The organism is Mycobacterium sp. NS-7484 (assembly GCF_001953975.1).
GTDB lineage: Bacteria > Actinomycetota > Actinomycetes > Mycobacteriales > Mycobacteriaceae > Mycobacterium.
The window spans coordinates 55,970-74,125 of record NZ_MBEJ01000022.1 but is presented as its reverse complement, the minus strand read 5'-3'; the positions used below and the strand labels follow the sequence as shown (position 1 = coordinate 74,125).

Annotated in this window: 18 protein-coding genes; 1 reads left to right on the top strand and 17 read right to left on the bottom strand. The window is 67.3% G+C overall.

Annotation, left to right across the window (positions count from 1 at the left end):
• Positions 1 to 22: 22 nt before the first annotated feature.
• The 3 genes from A5733_RS04925 to rpsB form a co-directional block, all read right to left on the bottom strand.
• Positions 23 to 877, bottom strand: a complete 855-nt coding sequence (locus A5733_RS04925) for an LLM class F420-dependent oxidoreductase (RefSeq protein ID WP_076239373.1) — start codon at positions 875 to 877, stop codon at positions 23 to 25.
• Positions 878 to 1,064: 187 nt separating this feature from the next.
• Positions 1,065 to 1,892, bottom strand: coding sequence for a translation elongation factor Ts (tsf, locus tag A5733_RS04920; RefSeq protein ID WP_067774886.1), 828 nt, complete (start codon positions 1,890 to 1,892; stop codon positions 1,065 to 1,067).
• A gap of 17 nt (positions 1,893 to 1,909) precedes the next feature.
• A complete protein-coding gene (gene rpsB, locus A5733_RS04915; RefSeq protein WP_067775106.1) occupies positions 1,910 to 2,734 on the bottom strand; it encodes a 30S ribosomal protein S2 in 825 nt (274 codons plus the stop codon).
• A gap of 300 nt (positions 2,735 to 3,034) precedes the next feature.
• Between rpsB and A5733_RS04910 the strand changes: the two genes are divergently transcribed.
• Positions 3,035 to 3,532: a M23 family metallopeptidase gene (locus A5733_RS04910; RefSeq protein ID WP_076239307.1), complete on the top strand. Its 498-nt coding sequence runs from the start codon at positions 3,035 to 3,037 to the stop codon at positions 3,530 to 3,532.
• A 17-nt stretch (positions 3,533 to 3,549) separates the two neighbouring features.
• Here A5733_RS04910 and A5733_RS04905 read toward each other — a convergent pair whose 3' ends face one another.
• The 14 genes from A5733_RS04905 to A5733_RS04840 form a co-directional block, all read right to left on the bottom strand.
• Entirely contained in the window at positions 3,550 to 4,461 is a 912-nt protein-coding gene (locus A5733_RS04905; protein ID WP_076239306.1) for an alpha/beta fold hydrolase, read from the bottom strand.
• Positions 4,462 to 4,473: 12 nt separating this feature from the next.
• A complete protein-coding gene (locus A5733_RS04900; protein ID WP_076239305.1) occupies positions 4,474 to 5,376 on the bottom strand; it encodes a tyrosine recombinase XerC in 903 nt (300 codons plus the stop codon).
• 91 nt (positions 5,377 to 5,467) lie between these two features.
• On the bottom strand, positions 5,468 to 6,301 hold the full coding sequence (locus A5733_RS04895; RefSeq protein WP_076239304.1) for a DUF5995 family protein: 834 nt from the start codon (positions 6,299 to 6,301) through the stop codon (positions 5,468 to 5,470).
• A gap of 112 nt (positions 6,302 to 6,413) precedes the next feature.
• The gene (locus tag A5733_RS04890; RefSeq protein WP_076239303.1) at positions 6,414 to 7,580 is read right to left on the bottom strand and encodes an alpha-hydroxy-acid oxidizing protein; all 1,167 of its coding nucleotides are present in this window, start codon (positions 7,578 to 7,580) and stop codon (positions 6,414 to 6,416) included.
• A gap of 36 nt (positions 7,581 to 7,616) precedes the next feature.
• Entirely contained in the window at positions 7,617 to 8,483 is an 867-nt protein-coding gene (locus tag A5733_RS04885) for a siderophore-interacting protein (protein WP_067774905.1), read from the bottom strand.
• Positions 8,484 to 8,570: 87 nt separating this feature from the next.
• Positions 8,571 to 8,942, bottom strand: a complete 372-nt coding sequence (locus A5733_RS04880) for a thiocyanate hydrolase (protein WP_076239302.1) — start codon at positions 8,940 to 8,942, stop codon at positions 8,571 to 8,573.
• 16 nt (positions 8,943 to 8,958) lie between these two features.
• Positions 8,959 to 9,666, bottom strand: a complete 708-nt coding sequence (gene scnC, locus A5733_RS04875) for a thiocyanate hydrolase subunit gamma (RefSeq protein ID WP_076239301.1) — start codon at positions 9,664 to 9,666, stop codon at positions 8,959 to 8,961.
• Between the two features lie 38 nt (positions 9,667 to 9,704).
• Complete coding sequence (locus tag A5733_RS04870; protein WP_076239300.1) at positions 9,705 to 10,544, bottom strand: SH3-like domain-containing protein; 840 nt, start codon at positions 10,542 to 10,544, stop codon at positions 9,705 to 9,707.
• Between the two features lie 130 nt (positions 10,545 to 10,674).
• The gene (dprA, locus tag A5733_RS04865) at positions 10,675 to 11,844 is read right to left on the bottom strand and encodes a DNA-processing protein DprA (protein ID WP_076239299.1); all 1,170 of its coding nucleotides are present in this window, start codon (positions 11,842 to 11,844) and stop codon (positions 10,675 to 10,677) included.
• On the bottom strand, positions 11,841 to 13,352 hold the full coding sequence (locus tag A5733_RS04860) for a YifB family Mg chelatase-like AAA ATPase (RefSeq protein ID WP_076239298.1): 1,512 nt from the start codon (positions 13,350 to 13,352) through the stop codon (positions 11,841 to 11,843). The genes dprA and A5733_RS04860 overlap by 4 nt, the downstream gene beginning before the upstream one ends.
• A 1-nt stretch (position 13,353) precedes the next feature.
• Positions 13,354 to 13,722, bottom strand: coding sequence for a YraN family protein (locus tag A5733_RS04855; RefSeq protein ID WP_067774920.1), 369 nt, complete (start codon positions 13,720 to 13,722; stop codon positions 13,354 to 13,356).
• Positions 13,723 to 13,820: 98 nt separating this feature from the next.
• Positions 13,821 to 14,612 (bottom strand): acyl-CoA thioesterase II, encoded by a 792-nt coding sequence (locus A5733_RS04850; protein WP_076239297.1) that lies wholly within the window; start codon positions 14,610 to 14,612, stop codon positions 13,821 to 13,823.
• Positions 14,609 to 15,838: a CoA transferase gene (locus tag A5733_RS04845; protein WP_076239296.1), complete on the bottom strand. Its 1,230-nt coding sequence runs from the start codon at positions 15,836 to 15,838 to the stop codon at positions 14,609 to 14,611. The genes A5733_RS04850 and A5733_RS04845 overlap by 4 nt, the downstream gene beginning before the upstream one ends.
• Positions 15,839 to 15,850: 12 nt before the next feature.
• Positions 15,851 to 17,959 carry a thiamine pyrophosphate-dependent enzyme gene (locus tag A5733_RS04840; RefSeq protein WP_369830902.1) on the bottom strand — a complete coding sequence of 703 codons (2,109 nt, stop codon included), beginning with the start codon at positions 17,957 to 17,959 and terminating at the stop codon, positions 15,851 to 15,853.
• Between the last annotated feature and the right edge of the window lie 197 nt (positions 17,960 to 18,156).

The window sequence follows — 18,156 nt, the reverse complement described above, 5'->3', positions numbered from 1 at the left end:
TGCGACGCTAGCAAGCTGCGCGTCACTGCGTCCGGGCCACACTCTGCAGCGCCGCCAGGTGCTCGTCGACCGTGCGAAGGCCGGCCCCCATGGTGTTCACCGTGACGTGACTGGCCCCGGCCTCGGCCCACGCGGCGATGCCGGCGGCGGCCTGCTCGGGGTCACCGGACCACGTCACGCGCCCCTCCATCCCGATGGTGGCCGGATCGCGCCCGACCGAGATCGCCGCGCGTTCGACCCGGGCGCGCGCGTCGTCGAGTTCGAGCCCCGGACCGACCATCGGAAACCAGCCGTCGGCCAGCCGCCCGGCCCGCTCCACCGCCCGGGCGGACGCCGCCCCGAACCACACCGGGATCGGGCGCTGCACCGGCAGCGGCGCCAGACCGGCGCCGGTCACCGTGTGGTGGCGCCCCTCGAAGGTGACCGACGATTCGGTCCAGAGGCGACGCATCAGCTCCACCTGCTCTTCGGACCGTTTGCCGCGATTGCCGAAGTCCTCGCCCAGCGCCTCATACTCGACGGCGTTCCAGCCCAGCCCGATGCCCAACCGGAAACGGCCACCGGTGAGCAGGTCGACCTCGGCGGCCTGCTTGGCCACCAGCACGGCTTGCCGTTGCGGCAGGATGATCACCCCGGTCACCAGTTCCAGCGATGTGACCGCCGCCAGATAGCCGAACATCACCATGGGCTCGTGGAACGTGGTGTACAGGTCATACGGCCCGGCCCAGTCCCGGTGCACGGCCGGGTCGGCCCCGACCACGTGGTCGTACGCCAGGATGTGGGTGAAGCCCAGTTCTTCCACACGTTGGCCGTAGGCGCGCACTGCGCCGGGATCTCCGCCGAGTTCGGTCTGCGGAAATACCACTCCTACGCGCATGCTCACCTCCTCCACCATTGGTACCTGCCACACTCCCACACCGGCAAAGGCCGATACCGGCCGGCAAGCAACTACCCGGCACCAACCGGGTCACGAATGAACAAAACCCCGCACTTTCCGGGATCGCCGGAATGAGCGCGGGGTTTTGCGACGAGCGGGTCTGGTAGACCGCCCGAGTCTTCTTCGGCTAGGCCTGGCCGACCTCGAACCGCACGAAGCGGGTCACGGTGACGCCGGCCTCGTCGAGAAGGGCCTTGACGGTCTTCTTGTTGTCGGACACCGACGGCTGGTCCAGCAGCACGACGTCCTTGTAGAAGCCCGTGACACGACCTTCGATGATCTTGGGCAGCGCTTGCTCGGGCTTGCCCTCTTCCTTCGCGGTCTCCTCGGCGATGCGCCGCTCGTTGGCGACGATGTCGGCCGGGACGTCCTCACGGGTGAGGTACTTGGCCTTGAGCGCGGCGATCTGCAGGGCGACCGCGTGGGCGGCCTCCTTGCCCTTGTCGGCATCGCCGGCGGTGTACTCGACCAGCACGCCGACGGCCGGCGGCAGGTCCGCGGCCCGCTTGTGCAGGTAGGTCTCGACCGTGCCGTCGAAGTAGGCGACCCGACGCAGTTCGAGCTTCTCGCCGATCTTGGCCGACAGGTCGGCGACGGCTTGCTCGACGGTGGTGTCACCGATCTTGGCGCCCTTGAGGGCCTCCACGTCGGCGGCCTTCGCGGCAGCGGCGGCCGCCACGACCTGGTTGGCGAGCTCCTGGAATTCGGCGTTCTTGGCGACGAAGTCTGTCTCGGAGTTCAGCTCGATCAGCGCGCCGTCCTTGGCCGCGACCAGACCCTCGGCAGTGGCGCGCTCAGCGCGCTTGCCGACGTCCTTGGCGCCCTTGATACGGAGCAACTCGACGGCCTTGTCGAAATCGCCGTCCGATTCGGCCAGCGCGTTCTTGCAGTCCATCATGCCGGAGCCGGTCAGCTCCCGAAGGCGCTTGACGTCGGCAGCGGTGTAGTTAGCCATTTAAGACTTCTCCTGAATTACGAAGCGTCAGTGGATGTTTCGGGTGCCGCAGCGGCCTCGCCCTCGGCGGCACCTGCGGTCGCACCGGCCAGCAGTTCCTGCTCCCACTCGGCGAGCGGCTCTGCGCCTTCGGCGTCCTGCTTCTGACCGGCGCCGGCGCGAGCCTGCAGGCCCTCGGCCACGGCGGAAGCCACGACCTTGGTCAGCAGGGCAGCCGAACGGATCGCGTCGTCGTTGCCCGGGATCGGGTAATCCACGACGTCGGGATCGCAGTTGGTGTCGAGGATCGCGATGACCGGGATGCCCAGCTTGCGCGCCTCGCCGACGGCGATGTGCTCCTTGTTGGTGTCGACGACCCAGATGGCCGAGGGCACCTTCTGCATGTCGCGGATACCACCGAGGCTGCGCTCAAGCTTGTTCTTCTCACGCGTGAGCATGAGGATTTCCTTCTTGGTGCGACCTTCGAAGCCACCGGTCTGCTCCATGGCCTCGAGCTCCTTGAGGCGCTGCAGACGCTTGTGCACGGTGGAGAAGTTGGTGAGCATGCCGCCCAGCCAGCGCTGGTTCACGTAGGGCATGCCGACGCGGGTGGCCTCTTCGGCGATGGATTCCTGGGCCTGCTTCTTGGTGCCGACGAACAGCACGCTGCCACCGTGGGCGACGGTTTCCTTGACGAACTCGTATGCCTTGTCGATGTAGGTCAGCGTCTGCTGCAGGTCGATGATGTAGATGCCGTTGCGGTCGGTGAAGATGAACCGCTTCATCTTGGGGTTCCAGCGGCGGGTCTGATGCCCGAAGTGAGCGCCGCTGTCCAGCAGCTGCTTCATGGTTACAACAGCCATGTCGGCCATGTCCTTGTCGTTGTCGGTTGTCGTCCGGTATCGGTGACACCGGACCCTGGTGCCTGCTGGTTGCCGGACCCGCCCTGGAAAACCCCAGGTCAGGACCGCCGGCATCCGGGTACGACCCCGATGACGAGGTTGTGGCGCAGACACGCGAAGTCAGCCCGCTCAGCGAGCTGCGGGTAGAAGCTTACACGCTGCGCAGGGGTGCTTTCACCACGCGGCAAACGCGGACGGATTCATCCACAGGTCCAGTTTCGGGGCTTCCGCGCAGCGGGGACAAGACGCTGAACTGAAGAGGTGAGATCCGCCGCGGCAGTTCTGGTGCTGCTCCTGGCCTGGGCGTGGCCGGGCATCGCCCACGCCGACGGCGTGCGACTGCGCTGGCCGGTGTCACCCCGACCCGTCGTGACCAGGCAATTCGATGCACCTTCCCCAAACTGGACGCGTGGCCATCGCGGCGTCGATCTGGCGGCCGTCCCCGACCAGCCGGTCTACGCCGCGGGCCCCGGCACGGTGGTGTTCGCCGGCATACTGGCCGGACGTCCGGTGATCTCTCTTGCCCATCCGGGTGGCCTGCGCACCAGCTACGAACCGGTGCAGGCCACGGTGCGGCCCGGGCAGACCGTGACCGCCGGACAGCTCGTCGGCACCGTGCTGACCGGTCACCCGGGCTGCCCTGCGGCAGCCTGCCTGCACTGGGGCGCCATGTGGGGTGCGGCCGCACGAGCCGACTACGTCAATCCACTCGGGCTGCTGGCCGAGACCCCGATCCGCCTCAAGCCGCTGGGCGGTTGACCCGGCACCGCACAGCATCAGCCTGTTGCGCCAGGGCCCGTCAGGCCGTGCAGAAATCTCGCCATCGCGTCGAGCACGATGTCCGGTTGGTCACGCTGAACCCAATGCCCGGCGCCGGCAACCACTTTGAGCTCGGCATCGGGAATCAGCGTCGCCGCGGCACGGGCACACGCCACCGGCACACCCGGGTCACGTTCGCCGTGGACGATGAGCGCCGGGCACGGAAATGACCCCAACCGCGGGGTGTAGTCGGTGCGCAGCCGGTTCCAGCCGACCTGGTCGCGTTGCCATTGCTCGAACGCCCGGAAGCCGTCCGGCCGGCCCGCCGCAGCCATGATCTCGTCGATCAGGTCATCGGTGAGGTGGGCGGGATCGGTGATCAGCGAGGCCATACTGCGCACCATCGCCTTTCGGTTCCCGCCCACCCAACGGGTGGCCCAGCCCAGCAGGCCGGCACGCAAGGTCGCCCAGGTGATCAATTGCCGCACACCCGACAGCGGCCCGCCCGACAGCCGGGACATGAGCCCATAACTGCTCAACAGCATCGCGCCGGTCACCCCCTCCGGCCGCTCCAGCACGTGGCCGACGGTCATACCGCCACCGAGTGACAACCCGCCGATCGCATAGCGCTGAAGGCCGAGTCCATCGACGAACTCCCCCACGTAGGCGACCAGCCGTTCCTGCGTCACCGGTAGCCGCGGCGCCGGGCTGTGACCGTAGCCGGGATGGTCCGGCGCGATGACACGGTAACCCGCTCGGGCCAACCGTGGACCGATACCGCCCCACGACAGCGACGCGCTGTCCACTCCACCGCCGTGCAGCAGCACCACCGCGGGATTCTGGGGGTCGGTGGACCAGGTGAGGTAGGACACCGGCGCACACGGCAATTCGACGGTTGCCCGGGTTGGCTCGACAGCCGGCTCGTGCACAGTCCCCCTTACTCAGGCTCGCGGATGGGCTTGATCGTGCACGGCCCGCAGCCGTTCGACGGTGACGTGGGTGTAGAGCTGCGTGGTGGCCAGCGAGCTGTGGCCCAACAACTCCTGCACGACACGCAGATCCGCACCCCCTTCGAGTAGATGCGTGGCCGCACTGTGGCGCAGTCCGTGCGGCCCGATGTCCGGCGCGCCGTCGACCGCGGACATCGTCTGGTGCACCACGGTGCGCGCCTGCCGTGGGTCGAGCCGGCCACCGCGCGCACCGAGCAGCAGCGCCGGCCCCGATCGCGGGCCGGCCACGTGCGGGCGCCCCTCCGACAGCCACGCCGTCAACGCGGCGTGCGCGGGTTCACCGAACGGCACCGTGCGTTGCTTGTTGCCCTTGCCCAGCACGCGCAGCACACGCCGCGAGGTATCGACGTCGTCGATGTCCAGGCCGCACAACTCGCTGACCCGGATACCGGTGGCGTAGAGCATCTCGACGATCAACCGATCGCGCAAAGCCAGCGGATCCCCTTGCTGTGCACCGGAATCCAATGCGTGCAGGGCGTCGAGCGCTTGATCTCGCCGCAGAACCGCGGGCAGCGCGCGGCGCGCCTTGGGGACCTGCAGTCGCACCGCCGGATCGGTGTCGAGCAGGCCGCGCCGCACCGCCCACGCCGTGAAGGTCTTCACCGACGACGTACGCCTGGCGAGTGTGGCGCGCGCCGTTCCGGCTCCCGCCTGCGCGGCCAACCAGGACCGCAGCAGCGGCAGGCTCAGCCGCGAGATCGCCCGTTCCCCGGTGCGGTGCTCGACGAAATCGAACAGGGCCGTCAGGTCACCCCGATACGCGCGACGGGTGTGGTCGGAATGGCCGCGCTCCAGCCCCAGATATGCGTCGAACTGCTCGAGCACGGACTCCATTCCCTCACCGTGTCAGATCCCGTGGCGGTGTCCACCCGACGCGCCGCGCCGCTTCCGCAGTGTGACGTCCTGACTCACCTTTGTCTTCGAGTCACAATGCCGTGGCGATCGGCGCCGGCGTCGAGGCGATCTCGTCGAGCACGCGGATGTTCTTGACCACGTCACGGCTCTCCTGCGCGGCGACCGCGTTCACCGCCCATTGGATGAGGCCCACCATCCCTGGGGGCTCGAAGATGAGGCCGCCCTGCTTGGCGATCCGGTGATCGCGCAATCGGATGGTGAGGGGCCGGGTGAGGGCAGGTTGGACGGCCAGCAGAGTCGAAAACCGCCAGGCGTCGTCGCGGAATGCCCGTACCGCCTCGTTGATCAGGACGATCTGGTTGTCCATGAGCACTGCGTAGACATCGGCCAAAGCCGGTGACAGGTCGTTGATGTCGGTCACGATCCCGTTGACCTGGCTGGCGAGTACGGCGTTGATCCGGTCGAAATCGGCCTTCGACTCCCACAGCCGGTCGGGTCGCGTCGCGGCGGATGCCACGATGCCCAGGTCGAGGCCGATATGGGCGTTGATGCCGGCCAGCATGTGCTGCAGCACGATGGGTGCGGGATCGACCGCCGCGTCGAACGTCACTCGCCAGGCCCGGGTGGGTTTGGCGAACCGTCCGGGATAGAAAAGTCCGTTGAGCGCGTCGAAGTACCGGTTGGCGAACGCCACATCGAGCCGCTGCAGACGCTCGCCGTCGTCGAACACCCCGTCGGCCACGGCTGTGCGTACGGCGATCGTGATGCGTTTGTACAGGGCGGCGAAATAGCCCAGCCGGCTGATGTTTTCGATCGACCAGCCGATCACCGCATCGATCGTGTCGACGACGTCGTCGAGGGTGGCCGCGGGTGTCAGCGGCGGCAGTTGCGTCAGTTGCGGCATCGGTCATCCTCCCCGAAGACGGTGAGTCGGTGCGCGACGGTGCAACCATCGCCGCGCAATTCATCCTCACCCCCGGCGGGCGGCCCGGACACGAGTAGCCGATTACCCCATTTCAGCCGTGGTCGACGCGCCGCAGCGCCTCGGGCGTGAGATCGGCCAGGGTCGGATACCCGTCCACGCCCATGATCAGATCGGCCTCGGCCAGCAACGTGCGGAGCACGTGCACGATGCCGTCGACCCCGCCCAACGCCAACCCGTACGCATACGGACGTCCCACCCCGACCGCCGTGGCCCCCAGCGCCAGCGCCTTGACGATGTCGGCACCGTGGCGGATTCCCGAGTCGAACAACACCGGCAAACCGTCGGCCGCCTCGACCACGCCCGGCAGACAGTCGATGGCGGGAAGTCCCCCATTGGCTTGGCGCCCACCATGATTCGAGCAGTAGATACCGTCGACGCCGCCGTCTTTGGCCCGTCGCACGTCGTCGGGATGGCAGATGCCCTTGAGGATGAGCGGCAGTTTCGTCAACGACCGCAGCCACGGCAGGTCGTCCCACGTCAACGGATTACCGAACAGGCTCACCCAGCGCAGCACGGTGGCCTGCGGATTCTCTTCGGGTGGCTGCGGCAGCCCGGCCCGGAACACCGGGTCGCTGGTGTAGTTGGCCAGGCACTTACCGCGTAGCTGCGGGAAGTTCGAGGTGGACAGGTCCCGTGGGCGCCAGCCGGGAACCCAGGTGTCCAGGGTGACGACGATGCCCTTGAACCCGGCCGCCTCGGCGCGCTGGACGAGACTCGCGGCCAGCTCTTTGTCGGTCGGGGTGTACAGCTGGAAAAAGCCTGGGGTGCCACCGAATTCGGTTGCCACGTCTTCCAGCGGGTCTTCGGTGAGCGTGGACAACACCATCGGCACCCCGGTGCGGGCGGCGGCACGTGCGCCGGCCAGATCACCGTGGCCATCCTGCCCGCAGATACCCAACACTCCGATCGGCGCCATGAACAACGGCGAGGGCAACGTGAGCCCGAACATCTCCACCGACAGGTCGCGGTCCCGGTGGGCGTTGAGCATCCGGGGTATCAGCCCCCACCGGTCGAAGGCGGTCCGATTGACCCGCTGGGTCCGCTCGTCGCCGGCCCCGCCGGCGACATATGACCACACCGACGCCGGCATGGCCGCCTGCGCCTTGGCCTCCAGCGCCGCATAGTCCATTGGCATGGTCGGCAACACGCCGGACAGCCCCTGCAGGTAGATCTCAAGTTGAAAATCGCCGTACGCCATGATGGCTACCTTGCCATCCCGGCTGCGCGTCCGGTCTCAGCTCGCGGTGTCGGCCTCGGCTTTTGCCAGCTCAGCCTTCCATTGACGGAAGGTCTCCTCGGTGCGTCCACGCCGCCAGTACCCGGAGATCGACGCCGCCCATTTCGCCGGGACGCCGCGCTCCTTGCGAATGTAGGGACGCAGATTGTGCATGACGGCCTGGGCCTCACCGTGGATGAAGACCTGCACCTGGCCCGGCAGCCACGCCGCGCCCTTGACCGCGGCGATCAGCGGTGCGTTGTCCCCTGCGCGTTCGTCGCCGACGAGGTCGGCCCGACCACCTCGATAGATCCAGTTCACCTTGACACCGTCGGGAGCCGTCAGCTCGACCTCATCGTCGGGTCCGGCGACCTCGATGAACGCGTGACCAATCGCGTTGGCGGGCAACGCCTCCAAAGCAGCGCCGATCGCCGGCAACGCGGCCTCGTCACCGGCGAAAAGGTGCCAGTCGGCCTCCGGGTCGGGAGCATAGGCACCGCCGGGACCCATCAGGTAAGCCGGCTGGCCCGGTTCGGCGGCCGCAGCCCACGGCGCCGCCACCCCTTGCTCGCCGTGCACGACGAAGTCGATGGTGATCTCACCCCGCTCGCTGTCGACCTTGCGCACCGTGTAGGTACGCACGGTCGGACGCTGTTCGGCCGGCAGCTCCTGAAAGCTGTCCAGCGTCAAGGGTTGTGGCAGGGCCGCGACGTCGACGCCGTCTGGGACGATGGCGATCTTGACGTAGGAATCGGTGAATTCGCTGGGCGAGAACGTGTCGAAACCTGTCCCGCTGCCCGCCCCGCCAAGCACCAACCTGACCATGTGATCGGTCAACTGCTCGCGGTGCACCACCTGAAACGTGTGTAGGGGTCGTCCTGCCATACCGCCTCCAAGATCGTCTGCCGGTCGTTCATCAGCCGACCTCTCGACTATACGGAGACCACAGCGCGACCCGGGGACTACGTCAGCTCAGGCTTCGAGCCTCGCCCGGACCGCAGCCAGACGTTCTCCCAACTCCGATTCCGTGATCACCCCGCGAGCCAGCAGCGAGTGCGCCAGGGCCACCAGTTGGTTCTCGGGGTACGGCAGGTCGGCATACAGCGTCGACGAAAGCTGGTCTTCCTCGTCGCGGCGCTGTGCGAAGTTCGGGACGCCCGTCTCGTCCGCGGCGTGGTCGAGTGCGTCGCAGAGGCCGTCAAGGCTGGTCTTCCACGGGGGAACCAGATTCTCGACGCCGTATTTCGCGGCCATCAGTGGCCACACCTGGTTGCGCGCCACGATCTTCGCCAGCGTCGGGATCGGTTCGTCATCGACAGGTGCCGGCTCATCCCATCGGTTCATCAACCCGCTCCGATGTTCATTTCGCGGGGTGGGCGGCGGCCCGGGTGCGGGTGATGACGTTGGTCGTCACACCGGCTTTCGGCAGTGCCACACCGATGAGGCAGTCGCGGGTGATGATCTCGGTGAGCTGGTCCTCGGTCCAGCCGTCGGTTCCTTCGGGGCGCATGGGCATCACCATGAAGCGGTGCTTCTGATTCGAATCCTGTACGTGCACTTCGACGGTGTCGGGCAGGTAAAGCCCGAACTCGGCCAGGACCTGCCGCGGCCATCGCACCATCCGGCGCCGATAGTTGGGGGTGCGATACCACTCGGGTGAGTTGCCGAGGATCGGGCGCGGGTAGCACGAGCACAACGCGCAGACGATCACATGGTGCACCGTCGGGGTGTCTTCGAGAATCTGAAACGCGGTGAAGTCGCTGGGGGTGCCGAAGCCGGTGGGCTCCAGCCAGTCGACGCCGACTTCTTTACTCGCCGTCATCGGCTCGTCGACGGCGAGTTGTTTGAACTCCGGATCCAGCCAGGCACGGGCCACCAGCCGCGCGGCCGGAGTCGGTCCGATCTGTTCGGAGAACTCGGTGAACAGACGGTGCTCTTCGGCGGTGAAAATCCCTTTCTCGATACATAATTCGCGCAGTGCGATCTCGAGGACCTCGAAGTCGGTGATCTCGTCGACCATGGGCTTGACGGTGCGCTCGTGATCGTGGTCGTGATCGTGCTCTGCCATGGTGTGCCCTTCGTGCGGAGGCTGATCGCCCGAAGCCGTCAGCCGGCTGCCTGCAACCAGTGCTCGGGGATCTCGGTTCTCAACGTGTCCGTGGCCGTTCCGGTGTAGCCGTCCCACAGGTCAGCCATCGAAAAGCTCACCACGTAGAACCATTCGGGTTGGGCGTCGGTGCGGTCCCAGGTTTCGTCCTCGGCGGCCGGACTCTCGTAGGCCACCGCGGCGATTTCGCCGCGGGCGCCGCGAACGTATTCGGGTGTGCGCGTGTAGAAGATCACGGGTAGTTCGCGGACGAACACCGCGTCGCCGACCTGGAACCTGGGTGTCCCCGCACGGCCCGCATAGACCTGCGGATCACCTTTGCCCTTGGCGTGGGTGATGTGGCTGTTGCGCTCGATCTTCGAGCCATCCCCAACGCATTTGGGCCGGGCCTCCGGGAGCGCGCCGGACAGCCCGCCGGCGTAACGTTCCTGGACTTCCGCCATGCGCTCGGACAGTTCGGTCAAACCGATGTGGTGCTTTTCGATGAGGACCCGCGCCACCGACACGAGCCACCGGCCGTAGTACGGAAAGCCCTGATAAACGGCGCGTCCGACGTCGACGTTGCACATTCGGCGGCGTTCCTCGGACAGCCAGATGCCGCGCCAGCCGAGGACTTCACACATGACGTAGGTCATGTGCTCCCAGTACTCGTATTCCTTGTTCTCGTACTTCATCGGAGCATCCGGCTCGCCACCGACGTCATGCACCGGCTTGAGGTAGGCGATGAGCCGATCGTGATCGAGTAGGTCCGGCGTCGGCGCGTCGGGCAGCTCGGGATACGCCGATTTCAGGCGTCCGACCAAGTTCAGTTGGGCGGCGCGGTCAGCTGCGGTACTCATATCCACCCCCCATCCCCGGCGTCGCCCGGTGGGATGTCGGCATGCCGGGGTTGTGAGTTCACCTGATCATTCGAAGCTAACACCGGGTCGCTCTGCCCACAGCCGATCGGCGCGATTTCGCCCCGCGGGCTTACGCCGACGAGCACGTCTCGCCCGCCGATGCGCGAGGCCGACGTGGACGCACGATCCGCCAGCATCCGTCGGAGCTTTCGACCAGACCGTTGAGCTCCAACATCGTCAACGGCCCCAGCACTTGATGGGGCGGAAGCGCGGCAAGCACCGCAATCTCGTCCACGGTGTGCGCACCGCGCGCCGGCAGCGCGTCGTACACGCGTTTCTCGTCCGGCGCGAGCCCGTCGAGCGGTCCGGTCGGATGTTCGGGTTCGCACGCCAGTTCCCCGATGTGCCCGACGAGTTCGACGATCTCCTCGGCACGCCCGACGAGATGCGTGTCCTTCTGCTGGAGCAAGACGTGACACCCCGCCGACGCGGCCGAGGTCACCGGTCCGGGCACCGCACACACCGATCGGCCCATCGCGGCGGCCCATCCCGCAGTATTGGCCGCGCCACTGCGCAGCCCGGCTTCCACCACCACGGTCGCACCGGAAAGGACGGCCACCAACCGGTTGCGGGTGAGAAACCGCAGCCGCCCTGGCGGGACGCCCGGCGGATATTCGCTGACCAGAAGGCATTCTTGGCGGATCCGGTGGAACAGCGCGCTGTGACCGGACGGGTACGGGTTGTCGATCCCGCCGGCCACGATCGCGACAGTCACGCCCTCACACGCCAGCGCGGCGCGGTGCGCGGCCCCGTCGATGCCATAGGCGCCGCCGGACACCACGGTCACCTCGCGTTCGGCCAGGCCGGCAGCAAGGTCGGACGCGACGTGCTCGCCGTAGGCCGTGGCCGCTCGCGTGCCGACGATCGCCGCCGCACGCTGTGTCACCTCGTCGAGACACGCGGGCCCGCTGGCCCACAGCACCAGTGGCGGATGGCCGTTGGGACGCTTGTTTCCTGTCAGCCCCGCGAAGGCGCGGAACTGCAGCAACGGCCACTCGTCGTCGTCAGGCGTGATCAGCCGGCCGCCCATCCGGTCGAGCGTGTCCAGATCTCGTTCTGCTCGATCCAATTCACGACGCGCCTCAACCCGGCTCAGCAAGCTGGTTTCGATGGCACCGTATTTGACCCGCTCGGCCGCCTCAACCGGACCCACCTGCTTGACCAAGGCCGTCAGTTCCGGGCACGGCGGCTCCACGACCCGGGACAGGTAGGCCCACGCGCGCCGCACCTCGTCGGTCATGCCACACCCCCGGCCTCACGGAAGCTCAAGGCCGTTGCCACGTCCTCACGCGCGGGCATGGTCCGTCCGGCCAGATCGCCCAGGGTCCAGGCCACCCGCAAACACCGGTCCGCGCCGCGGATACTGATGACACCGCGCTCGACCGCGGACCGCAACGGTGCCATCACGGCTTTGGGCAACCGGAACTTTCGCCGCAGCAATGGACCGCTGACTTCGGCGTTGGTGCTGAATCCGTATGTTTTCCAACGGTCCTGGGCGGCGAGACGGGCCGCCGCGACCCGCTCGCGCACCTCGGCGCTCGATTCCTCGGCCTGGGGTGTGAACGCCCCGGCGCTCACCGGATTCAACTGCACCCGCAGGTCGACGCGATCCACCAGCGGACCCGACAGCTTGCCTCGATAACGCAACCGCGCCTGGGCCGAACAGGTGCAGTCGACCGGTTTGGGTGGAGCACACGGACAGGGGTTGGCGGCAAGGATCAACTGAAACCGTGCCGGATAACACGCCACCCCGTCGCGACGAGCCAATCGGATCTCACCGTCTTCCAACGGGGTTCGCAACGCCTCCAGTGTGCTCGAACCCATCTCGGCGAATTCGTCGAGAAAGAGCACGCCCCGGTGTGCCTGGCTGACTGCGCCGGGACGCGCGAACCCACTGCCGCCACCCACCAACGCCGCCACACTCGCGGTGTGATGCGGCGCCACGAAAGGCGGTCGGGTGATCAACGGCGTATCGCCGGCCAACAATCCGGCCACCGAGTGGATCGCCGTCACCTCCAGCGACTCCTGAAAGGACAACGGTGGCAACAAGCCCGGGAGCCGCTGCGCCAACATGGTCTTCCCGATGCCCGGTGGCCCGGTCAGCATCAGATGATGGGCGCCCGCCGCGGCTACCTCGACGGCATAGCGCGCCTGGGCCTGGCCGACCACATCGGCCAGATCCGCCACCGGCTCCGGTGCGCGCCCCGACGCCACGACGCGGCCGGCGAGATGACCTTTACCGGCCAACCAGGCCTGCAATTGGCGCAGGGAACGCACCCCGCACACCTCGATTCCGTCGACCAGGCTGGCCTCGGCCAGGTTGTCGACGGGCACCACCACCGTCGGCCAGCCCTCCCGCTTGGCGGCCAGCACCGCGGGCAGCACACCGTGGATCGGGCGGACCCGGCCGTCAAGGGCGAGTTCCCCCAGCAGCACCGCCTTCTCCAGACGCGCCCAGACCGTCTTGGTGTGCGCCGAAAGCACGGCCGCTGCCAAGGCCAGGTCGTAGACGGACCCGACTTTGCGCAACGTCGCCGGTGACAACGCCAGCGTCAACCGCGACATGGGCCATTCGTTGCCACAGTTGGTGATCGCCGCCCGAACGCGGTCTCGTGATTCCTGCAACGCCGTGTCGGGTAAGCCCACCAGGTGCACACCGGGCAACCCCGAGGCGATGTCGGCCTCGATCTCCACGATCACGCCGTCGACCCCGCGCACCGCAACCGAATACGCTCTGCCCAAACCCATTTCAGCCCACCCCCTTGAGGTGGGTGAGTTCGGGTTCTCGGCGGCGCCCGATGCGGATGCCGATCACGTCGATACGCAACGCCGCGTACCGAACCTTTTGCTCGACCAACCACAGCGCCGCCAACCGCCGGATCCGGCGCACCTTCTGCGCGGTGACCGCCTCGGCGATCCCGCCGAACCCGTCACCGGTGCGGGTTTTGACCTCCACGAACACCACGGTGTTGGTGGCGACCTCCTCGGCGATCACATCCAGCTCGCCATAACGGCATCGCCAATTGCGCACCAACGGCCGCAAACCCTGTGCCGTCAGATGTTCGACGGCCAACTGCTCACCCAGTGCGCCGATCTCGGCTCGTGTCAAGGAATCCATGCCCAGACCGTGCCGACATGGTCCGACAGAACGGGCTCAGACCGGGCGAGTTATCCCCAGCGCAGAGTTCATCCACAGGCAGCGCACCCGCCGCTCTTTCACCGCTCGGCGACCAGGCCCTCCTGCACCAGCGTGGCCGTGACGGCTCCGTCGGCTGAAACCAAACTCGATGTGATGACTCCACGGCCCCGCGCGGCCGCCGGAGACCGTGATTCCAGCAGATTCCACTCCCCCGCCCGCACCGGCTGGTGAAACCAGATCGACGAATCTGTGGTGCCGCTGCGGTGACTGCGGGACCGCATGCTGTGCTCGTGCACGGCCAGCGCCGGATCGATCCCGTACAGGTCGGTGATGTAGACCGCGATCAGCGTGTGCACCAACGGATCATCGGGCAGCGCCGTAGTGACGCGCCACCACATTCGCCGGACGAATTCCTCGCCGGATCCCTCGTCGAGGACGCGGATGTCGAATTCGTCGAGGGGCAATGAGGGCGCGGGCCCGGGTGGGCCGGTCTGCGGCAGCGCGTCGGGATCGTGCGACACCGCCACCCTGCCGTGCTCCGGACCCGCCAATGCGGTCGCGAAGGACGCCGTGGCCGTCGTCAGCATCCGGCCGTGCTCATACGACTCGACGCGCCGGGTCGATGCGGTGCGTCCGTCGTACACCTCCTGCACACGGTACTCGGCAGCCTCTCCGGCATCCCCGCCGCGCAGGAACTGTAGGTGCAGGTTGGTCGGTGACCGGTCGTCGCCCACGGTGCGGCAGGCGGCCGCTAGACTCTGCGCAGCCAACAGGCCACCGTAGGCGCGCTTGCCGGCCGGCCCACTGGCCTTGCCGATGAACACCTCACCGGCGGCCTGCAGGTCCAGCAGCTCCAGCAAGGCGCTCACGAAGCGTCAGAACCTGTTGCGACAGAACCGCTTTCGGTCAATGCAGCGATGTCCTCGGGACTCAGCCCGAGATGTTCGGTCAGCACCGCGATGGTGTCGTCACCAAGGGCGGGCGCCGCGACGGCCGGCGGATACATTCCACCGATCGACACCGGCAATCCTGGCGCCAGGTAGGTGCCGATGCGTGGTTGCTCCAGCGGGGTGAACAGCGGGTTGGACACCACCCGCTCATCGACGGCGACCTCGGCGAAGCTGCGGTAGCGCTCCCACAGCACCGACGTACCCGAGAGTGCGGCGCTGATCTCCTCGGCGGTGTGCTCGCTGAACCACAGCGTGAACAGACCGGTCAGCGCGTCGCGGTGGGTGTACCGCTGCCCCTCGTCGGTGAAGTCGGCACCGAGGGCCTCGGCCAGCGCGGCAACGGCTTTGGTGGTCCCGGTGACCTCGGTGAGGTCACGGAAGTGCCGGCCCGTGAGGGCCACGAGCATGAACCCGACGCCGTCGGTGCTGGTGAAGTTCTGCCCGTAGGTGCCATACAGCGTGTTGCCCAGACGTTCGCGCCCAGTGCCGTTGACCATCACCTCGGTCAAAAATCCGAGATTTCCCGCGGTGGCGAGCGCGACGTTTTCCAGCGGAATGCTGATCCGTGCGCCCACACCGGTGGAATCGCGGTGGCGCAGTGCGGCGCTCACCGCGAGCGCCACGTACAGTCCGCAGCTGACATCCCAGGCCGGCAGTACGTGGTTGACCGGGGTGGACAGCTGCGCCGGCCCGGTCACGAGTGGGAAACCCAACCCGGCGTTGACGGTGTAATCCACCCCGGTGCCGCCGTCGGCGCGCCCGGACACCTCGACGTGGATCAGGTCGGGCCGCAACCCGGACAGGACGTCGTAGGAATGCCACTGTCGCCCAGCCACATTCGTGATCAGCACGCCCGCCTCGGCAATCAGCCGCTGCACTAACCCCTGACCCTCACTTGAGCGCAGGTCGGCGGCCACCGAGCGTTTCCCTTTGTTCAGGCCGGCCCAGTAGATGCTCTCACCCTCGTCGGTGAGCGGCCAGCGGTGATAGTCGGCGGCGCCCCCGACGGGATCGACCCGCACCACCTCGGCGCCCAACTGAGCCAGCGTCATGCCGGCCAGTGGCACCGCGACGAAACTCGAGATCTCGATGATCCGGACCCCCGCCAGCGGCCTGGTGAGGTCGGGCGTCACAGGTTCTGCCATCCGGTCAAGCTATCAAGCCCGTTGGGTGACCAGGTTGACCGCAGCGTCCTCGATGGTGTCCTCGGACAGCAGCACCTGCAGTGCGGCATCGCCGAGCGGGATGAAACTGTCGGCGCTGGCCACCCGGTGCATCCGGCCGGTGTAGCCCCCGTCCACGAGTTCGGCCAGCACCGCTTCTCCCACCCCGCCGCTGTGACGGGTCTCGTCGACGATGAGCACCCGTCCGGTCGCCTCCGCCTCGCGCAGCATGTCCTCCACCGGCAGCGGCGCCAACCAACGCAGATCGACCACCCGCGCGGCGATGCCGGCCTCGGCCAGACGGCGCGCCACCCGCAGGCTCATCCACACTCCGTTGCCAAAGGTCAGAATCGTCAGATCGGCGCCCTCGCCGTAGGTGCGGGCCCGCCCGATGCGGACCGGTTGCTCCGGATAAGCCGCCAGCCATTGCTGATCGCCATCCGCATAGAGGTCCTTGGTGTGGTACAGCGCGATCGGTTCGAGGTAGATGCACACCGCCCCGGCTGATTTCGCGGCACCCACACACGTGTGCAGCATGGCCGCGGCATCGTCGGGCCGGGCCGGCGAGGCGATCACCACACCGGGGATGTCGCGGATCGCAGCGATCGAATTGTCGTTGTGGAAATGCCCGCCGAAACCCTTCTGGTAGCCGTAGCCCGCAATTCGCACCACCATCGGGTTGCGGTACTGGCGATTGGAGAAGAACTGCAGAGTGGCTGCCTCGCCGCGGATCTGATCGGCGGCATTGTGCAAGTAGGCCAGGTACTGGATCTCCGGGATCGGCACCAGACCCGAGATTCCGGCGCCCAGCGCCAGACCCAGAATGGTCTGTTCGTCGAGCAGCGTGTCGAACACCCGGGCGGGCCCGGCCGTGTTCTGCAAGCCGCGGGTGACGCCGTACACCCCACCCTTGTGCGCGACATCTTCACCGAACACGATCGTCTCCGGATGTTGGACCAACACATCTTTCAAGGCACGGTTGATGGCCAGCGCCAACGTCAAGGGTGCGCCGCCGGGCTCGCCGGGACCGGTGACCGAAACTGCCCGAGCGTCGTCGAGAGTGTCACGCAAAGGTTTCACCACGGCCGGGGCACTGTCGAGTTGTGCGGACCGGCTGAGCTCATCGGCCAACCCGATCACCTCGCGGCGTTTCGCCTCATACCGGTCGACGGCCTCGACCGGCGTCAAGATGCCATGTGAGACAAGGATTCTGGCGGTGTTGAGAACCGGGTCGCGATCGTAGTCGGCCAGGATGTCATCCGGCCTTCGGTAACCGGGTTCATAGTCCGACCCGGCGTGGCCCATCAACCGGACGGTGCTCAGGTGCAGGAAGGCAGGTTTGCGGTGGCTACGTACCCACTGTGCGGCCGCCACCGCCGTATCGAAGGCCGCGACCAGATCACAGCCGTCGGCAGCGAAATACTGCAGCCCCTCACGATGGGCGTAGGTCCGTGCCACCCACCCCCGCGGCGTCTTCGTGCTTATCCCGATGCCGTTGTCTTCGCAGACGAACAACAGCGGCATGGGCAGCCCCTGGTAGGAGGCATGCAGCGCGGCATTGATCGCACCCACCGCGGTCGAGTGATTCGCCGAGGCATCACCGAAACTGCACACCGTCAGCGCATCGTCCGGCCACGGGCTCGCCACACCGAGCTTGCGGGCCCGGGCGATCGAAAAGGCCACGCCGAGTGCACGTGGGAGATGTGAGGCGATCGTCGAGGTCTGTGGAATGACGTTCAGGTCATGACGGCCGAACACTTTGTGCCGCCCACCCGCGATGGGCTCGTCTTTCGCTGCGACCATTCCGAGTAACACGTCACACACCGGATCGGTGCCGCCGACCTGGGCGGCGCGGGCCAGGTAGAAGCCACCGGAGCGGTAATGCAGCAGCGCCGGATCGGTCGGGCGCAGGGCGGCAGCCACCGCCGCGTTGCCTTCATGGCCTGACGAGCCGATGGTGTAGTAGCCCGTGCCGCGGGCCCGCAACCATCGGGCCGCCAGATCGAGGTGCCGGCTACCCAGTTGAGCATCGAAGAGCGCCAACGCATCCCACGCGGTCAGCGCCGACTCCTGCGGCCACGGCTGATTACCGGTCCCGGTCAACTCGGACACCGTCCTACAGAAGTATTCGTCGATGCCTTCACGGTGGGAACTGGCCACCTGACCTCCTGAGCTCGCGGTGGGTGGACGGTACGCGCGACGCCGAGTTGTCAGCGCAACGCGGCAATTCCGGTGAGGTCCTGCCCGACGATCAGACTATGCATTTCGCCGGCGCCTTCGTAGGTCAACACCCCTGGTGA

Excerpts from the sequence above, each read along its gene's own strand:
- A5733_RS04925 (WP_076239373.1), bottom strand. The coding sequence starts at position 877 with ATGCGCGTAGGAGTGGTATTTCCGCAGACCGAACTCGGCGGAGATCCC.
- tsf (WP_067774886.1), bottom strand. The coding sequence starts at position 1,892 with ATGGCTAACTACACCGCTGCCGACGTCAAGCGCCTTCGGGAGCTGACC.
- rpsB (WP_067775106.1), bottom strand. The coding sequence starts at position 2,734 with ATGGCTGTTGTAACCATGAAGCAGCTGCTGGACAGCGGCGCTCACTTC.
- A5733_RS04900 (WP_076239305.1), bottom strand. The coding sequence starts at position 5,376 with ATGGAGTCCGTGCTCGAGCAGTTCGACGCATATCTGGGGCTGGAGCGC.
- A5733_RS04895 (WP_076239304.1), bottom strand. The coding sequence starts at position 6,301 with ATGCCGCAACTGACGCAACTGCCGCCGCTGACACCCGCGGCCACCCTC.
- A5733_RS04890 (WP_076239303.1), bottom strand. The coding sequence starts at position 7,580 with ATGGCGTACGGCGATTTTCAACTTGAGATCTACCTGCAGGGGCTGTCC.
- A5733_RS04885 (WP_067774905.1), bottom strand. The coding sequence starts at position 8,483 with ATGGCAGGACGACCCCTACACACGTTTCAGGTGGTGCACCGCGAGCAG.
- A5733_RS04880 (WP_076239302.1), bottom strand. The coding sequence starts at position 8,942 with ATGAACCGATGGGATGAGCCGGCACCTGTCGATGACGAACCGATCCCG.
- scnC (WP_076239301.1), bottom strand. The coding sequence starts at position 9,666 with ATGGCAGAGCACGATCACGACCACGATCACGAGCGCACCGTCAAGCCC.
- A5733_RS04870 (WP_076239300.1), bottom strand. The coding sequence starts at position 10,544 with ATGAGTACCGCAGCTGACCGCGCCGCCCAACTGAACTTGGTCGGACGC.
- dprA (WP_076239299.1), bottom strand. The coding sequence starts at position 11,844 with ATGACCGACGAGGTGCGGCGCGCGTGGGCCTACCTGTCCCGGGTCGTG.
- A5733_RS04860 (WP_076239298.1), bottom strand. The coding sequence starts at position 13,352 with ATGGGTTTGGGCAGAGCGTATTCGGTTGCGGTGCGCGGGGTCGACGGC.
- A5733_RS04855 (WP_067774920.1), bottom strand. The coding sequence starts at position 13,722 with ATGGATTCCTTGACACGAGCCGAGATCGGCGCACTGGGTGAGCAGTTG.
- A5733_RS04845 (WP_076239296.1), bottom strand. The coding sequence starts at position 15,838 with ATGGCAGAACCTGTGACGCCCGACCTCACCAGGCCGCTGGCGGGGGTC.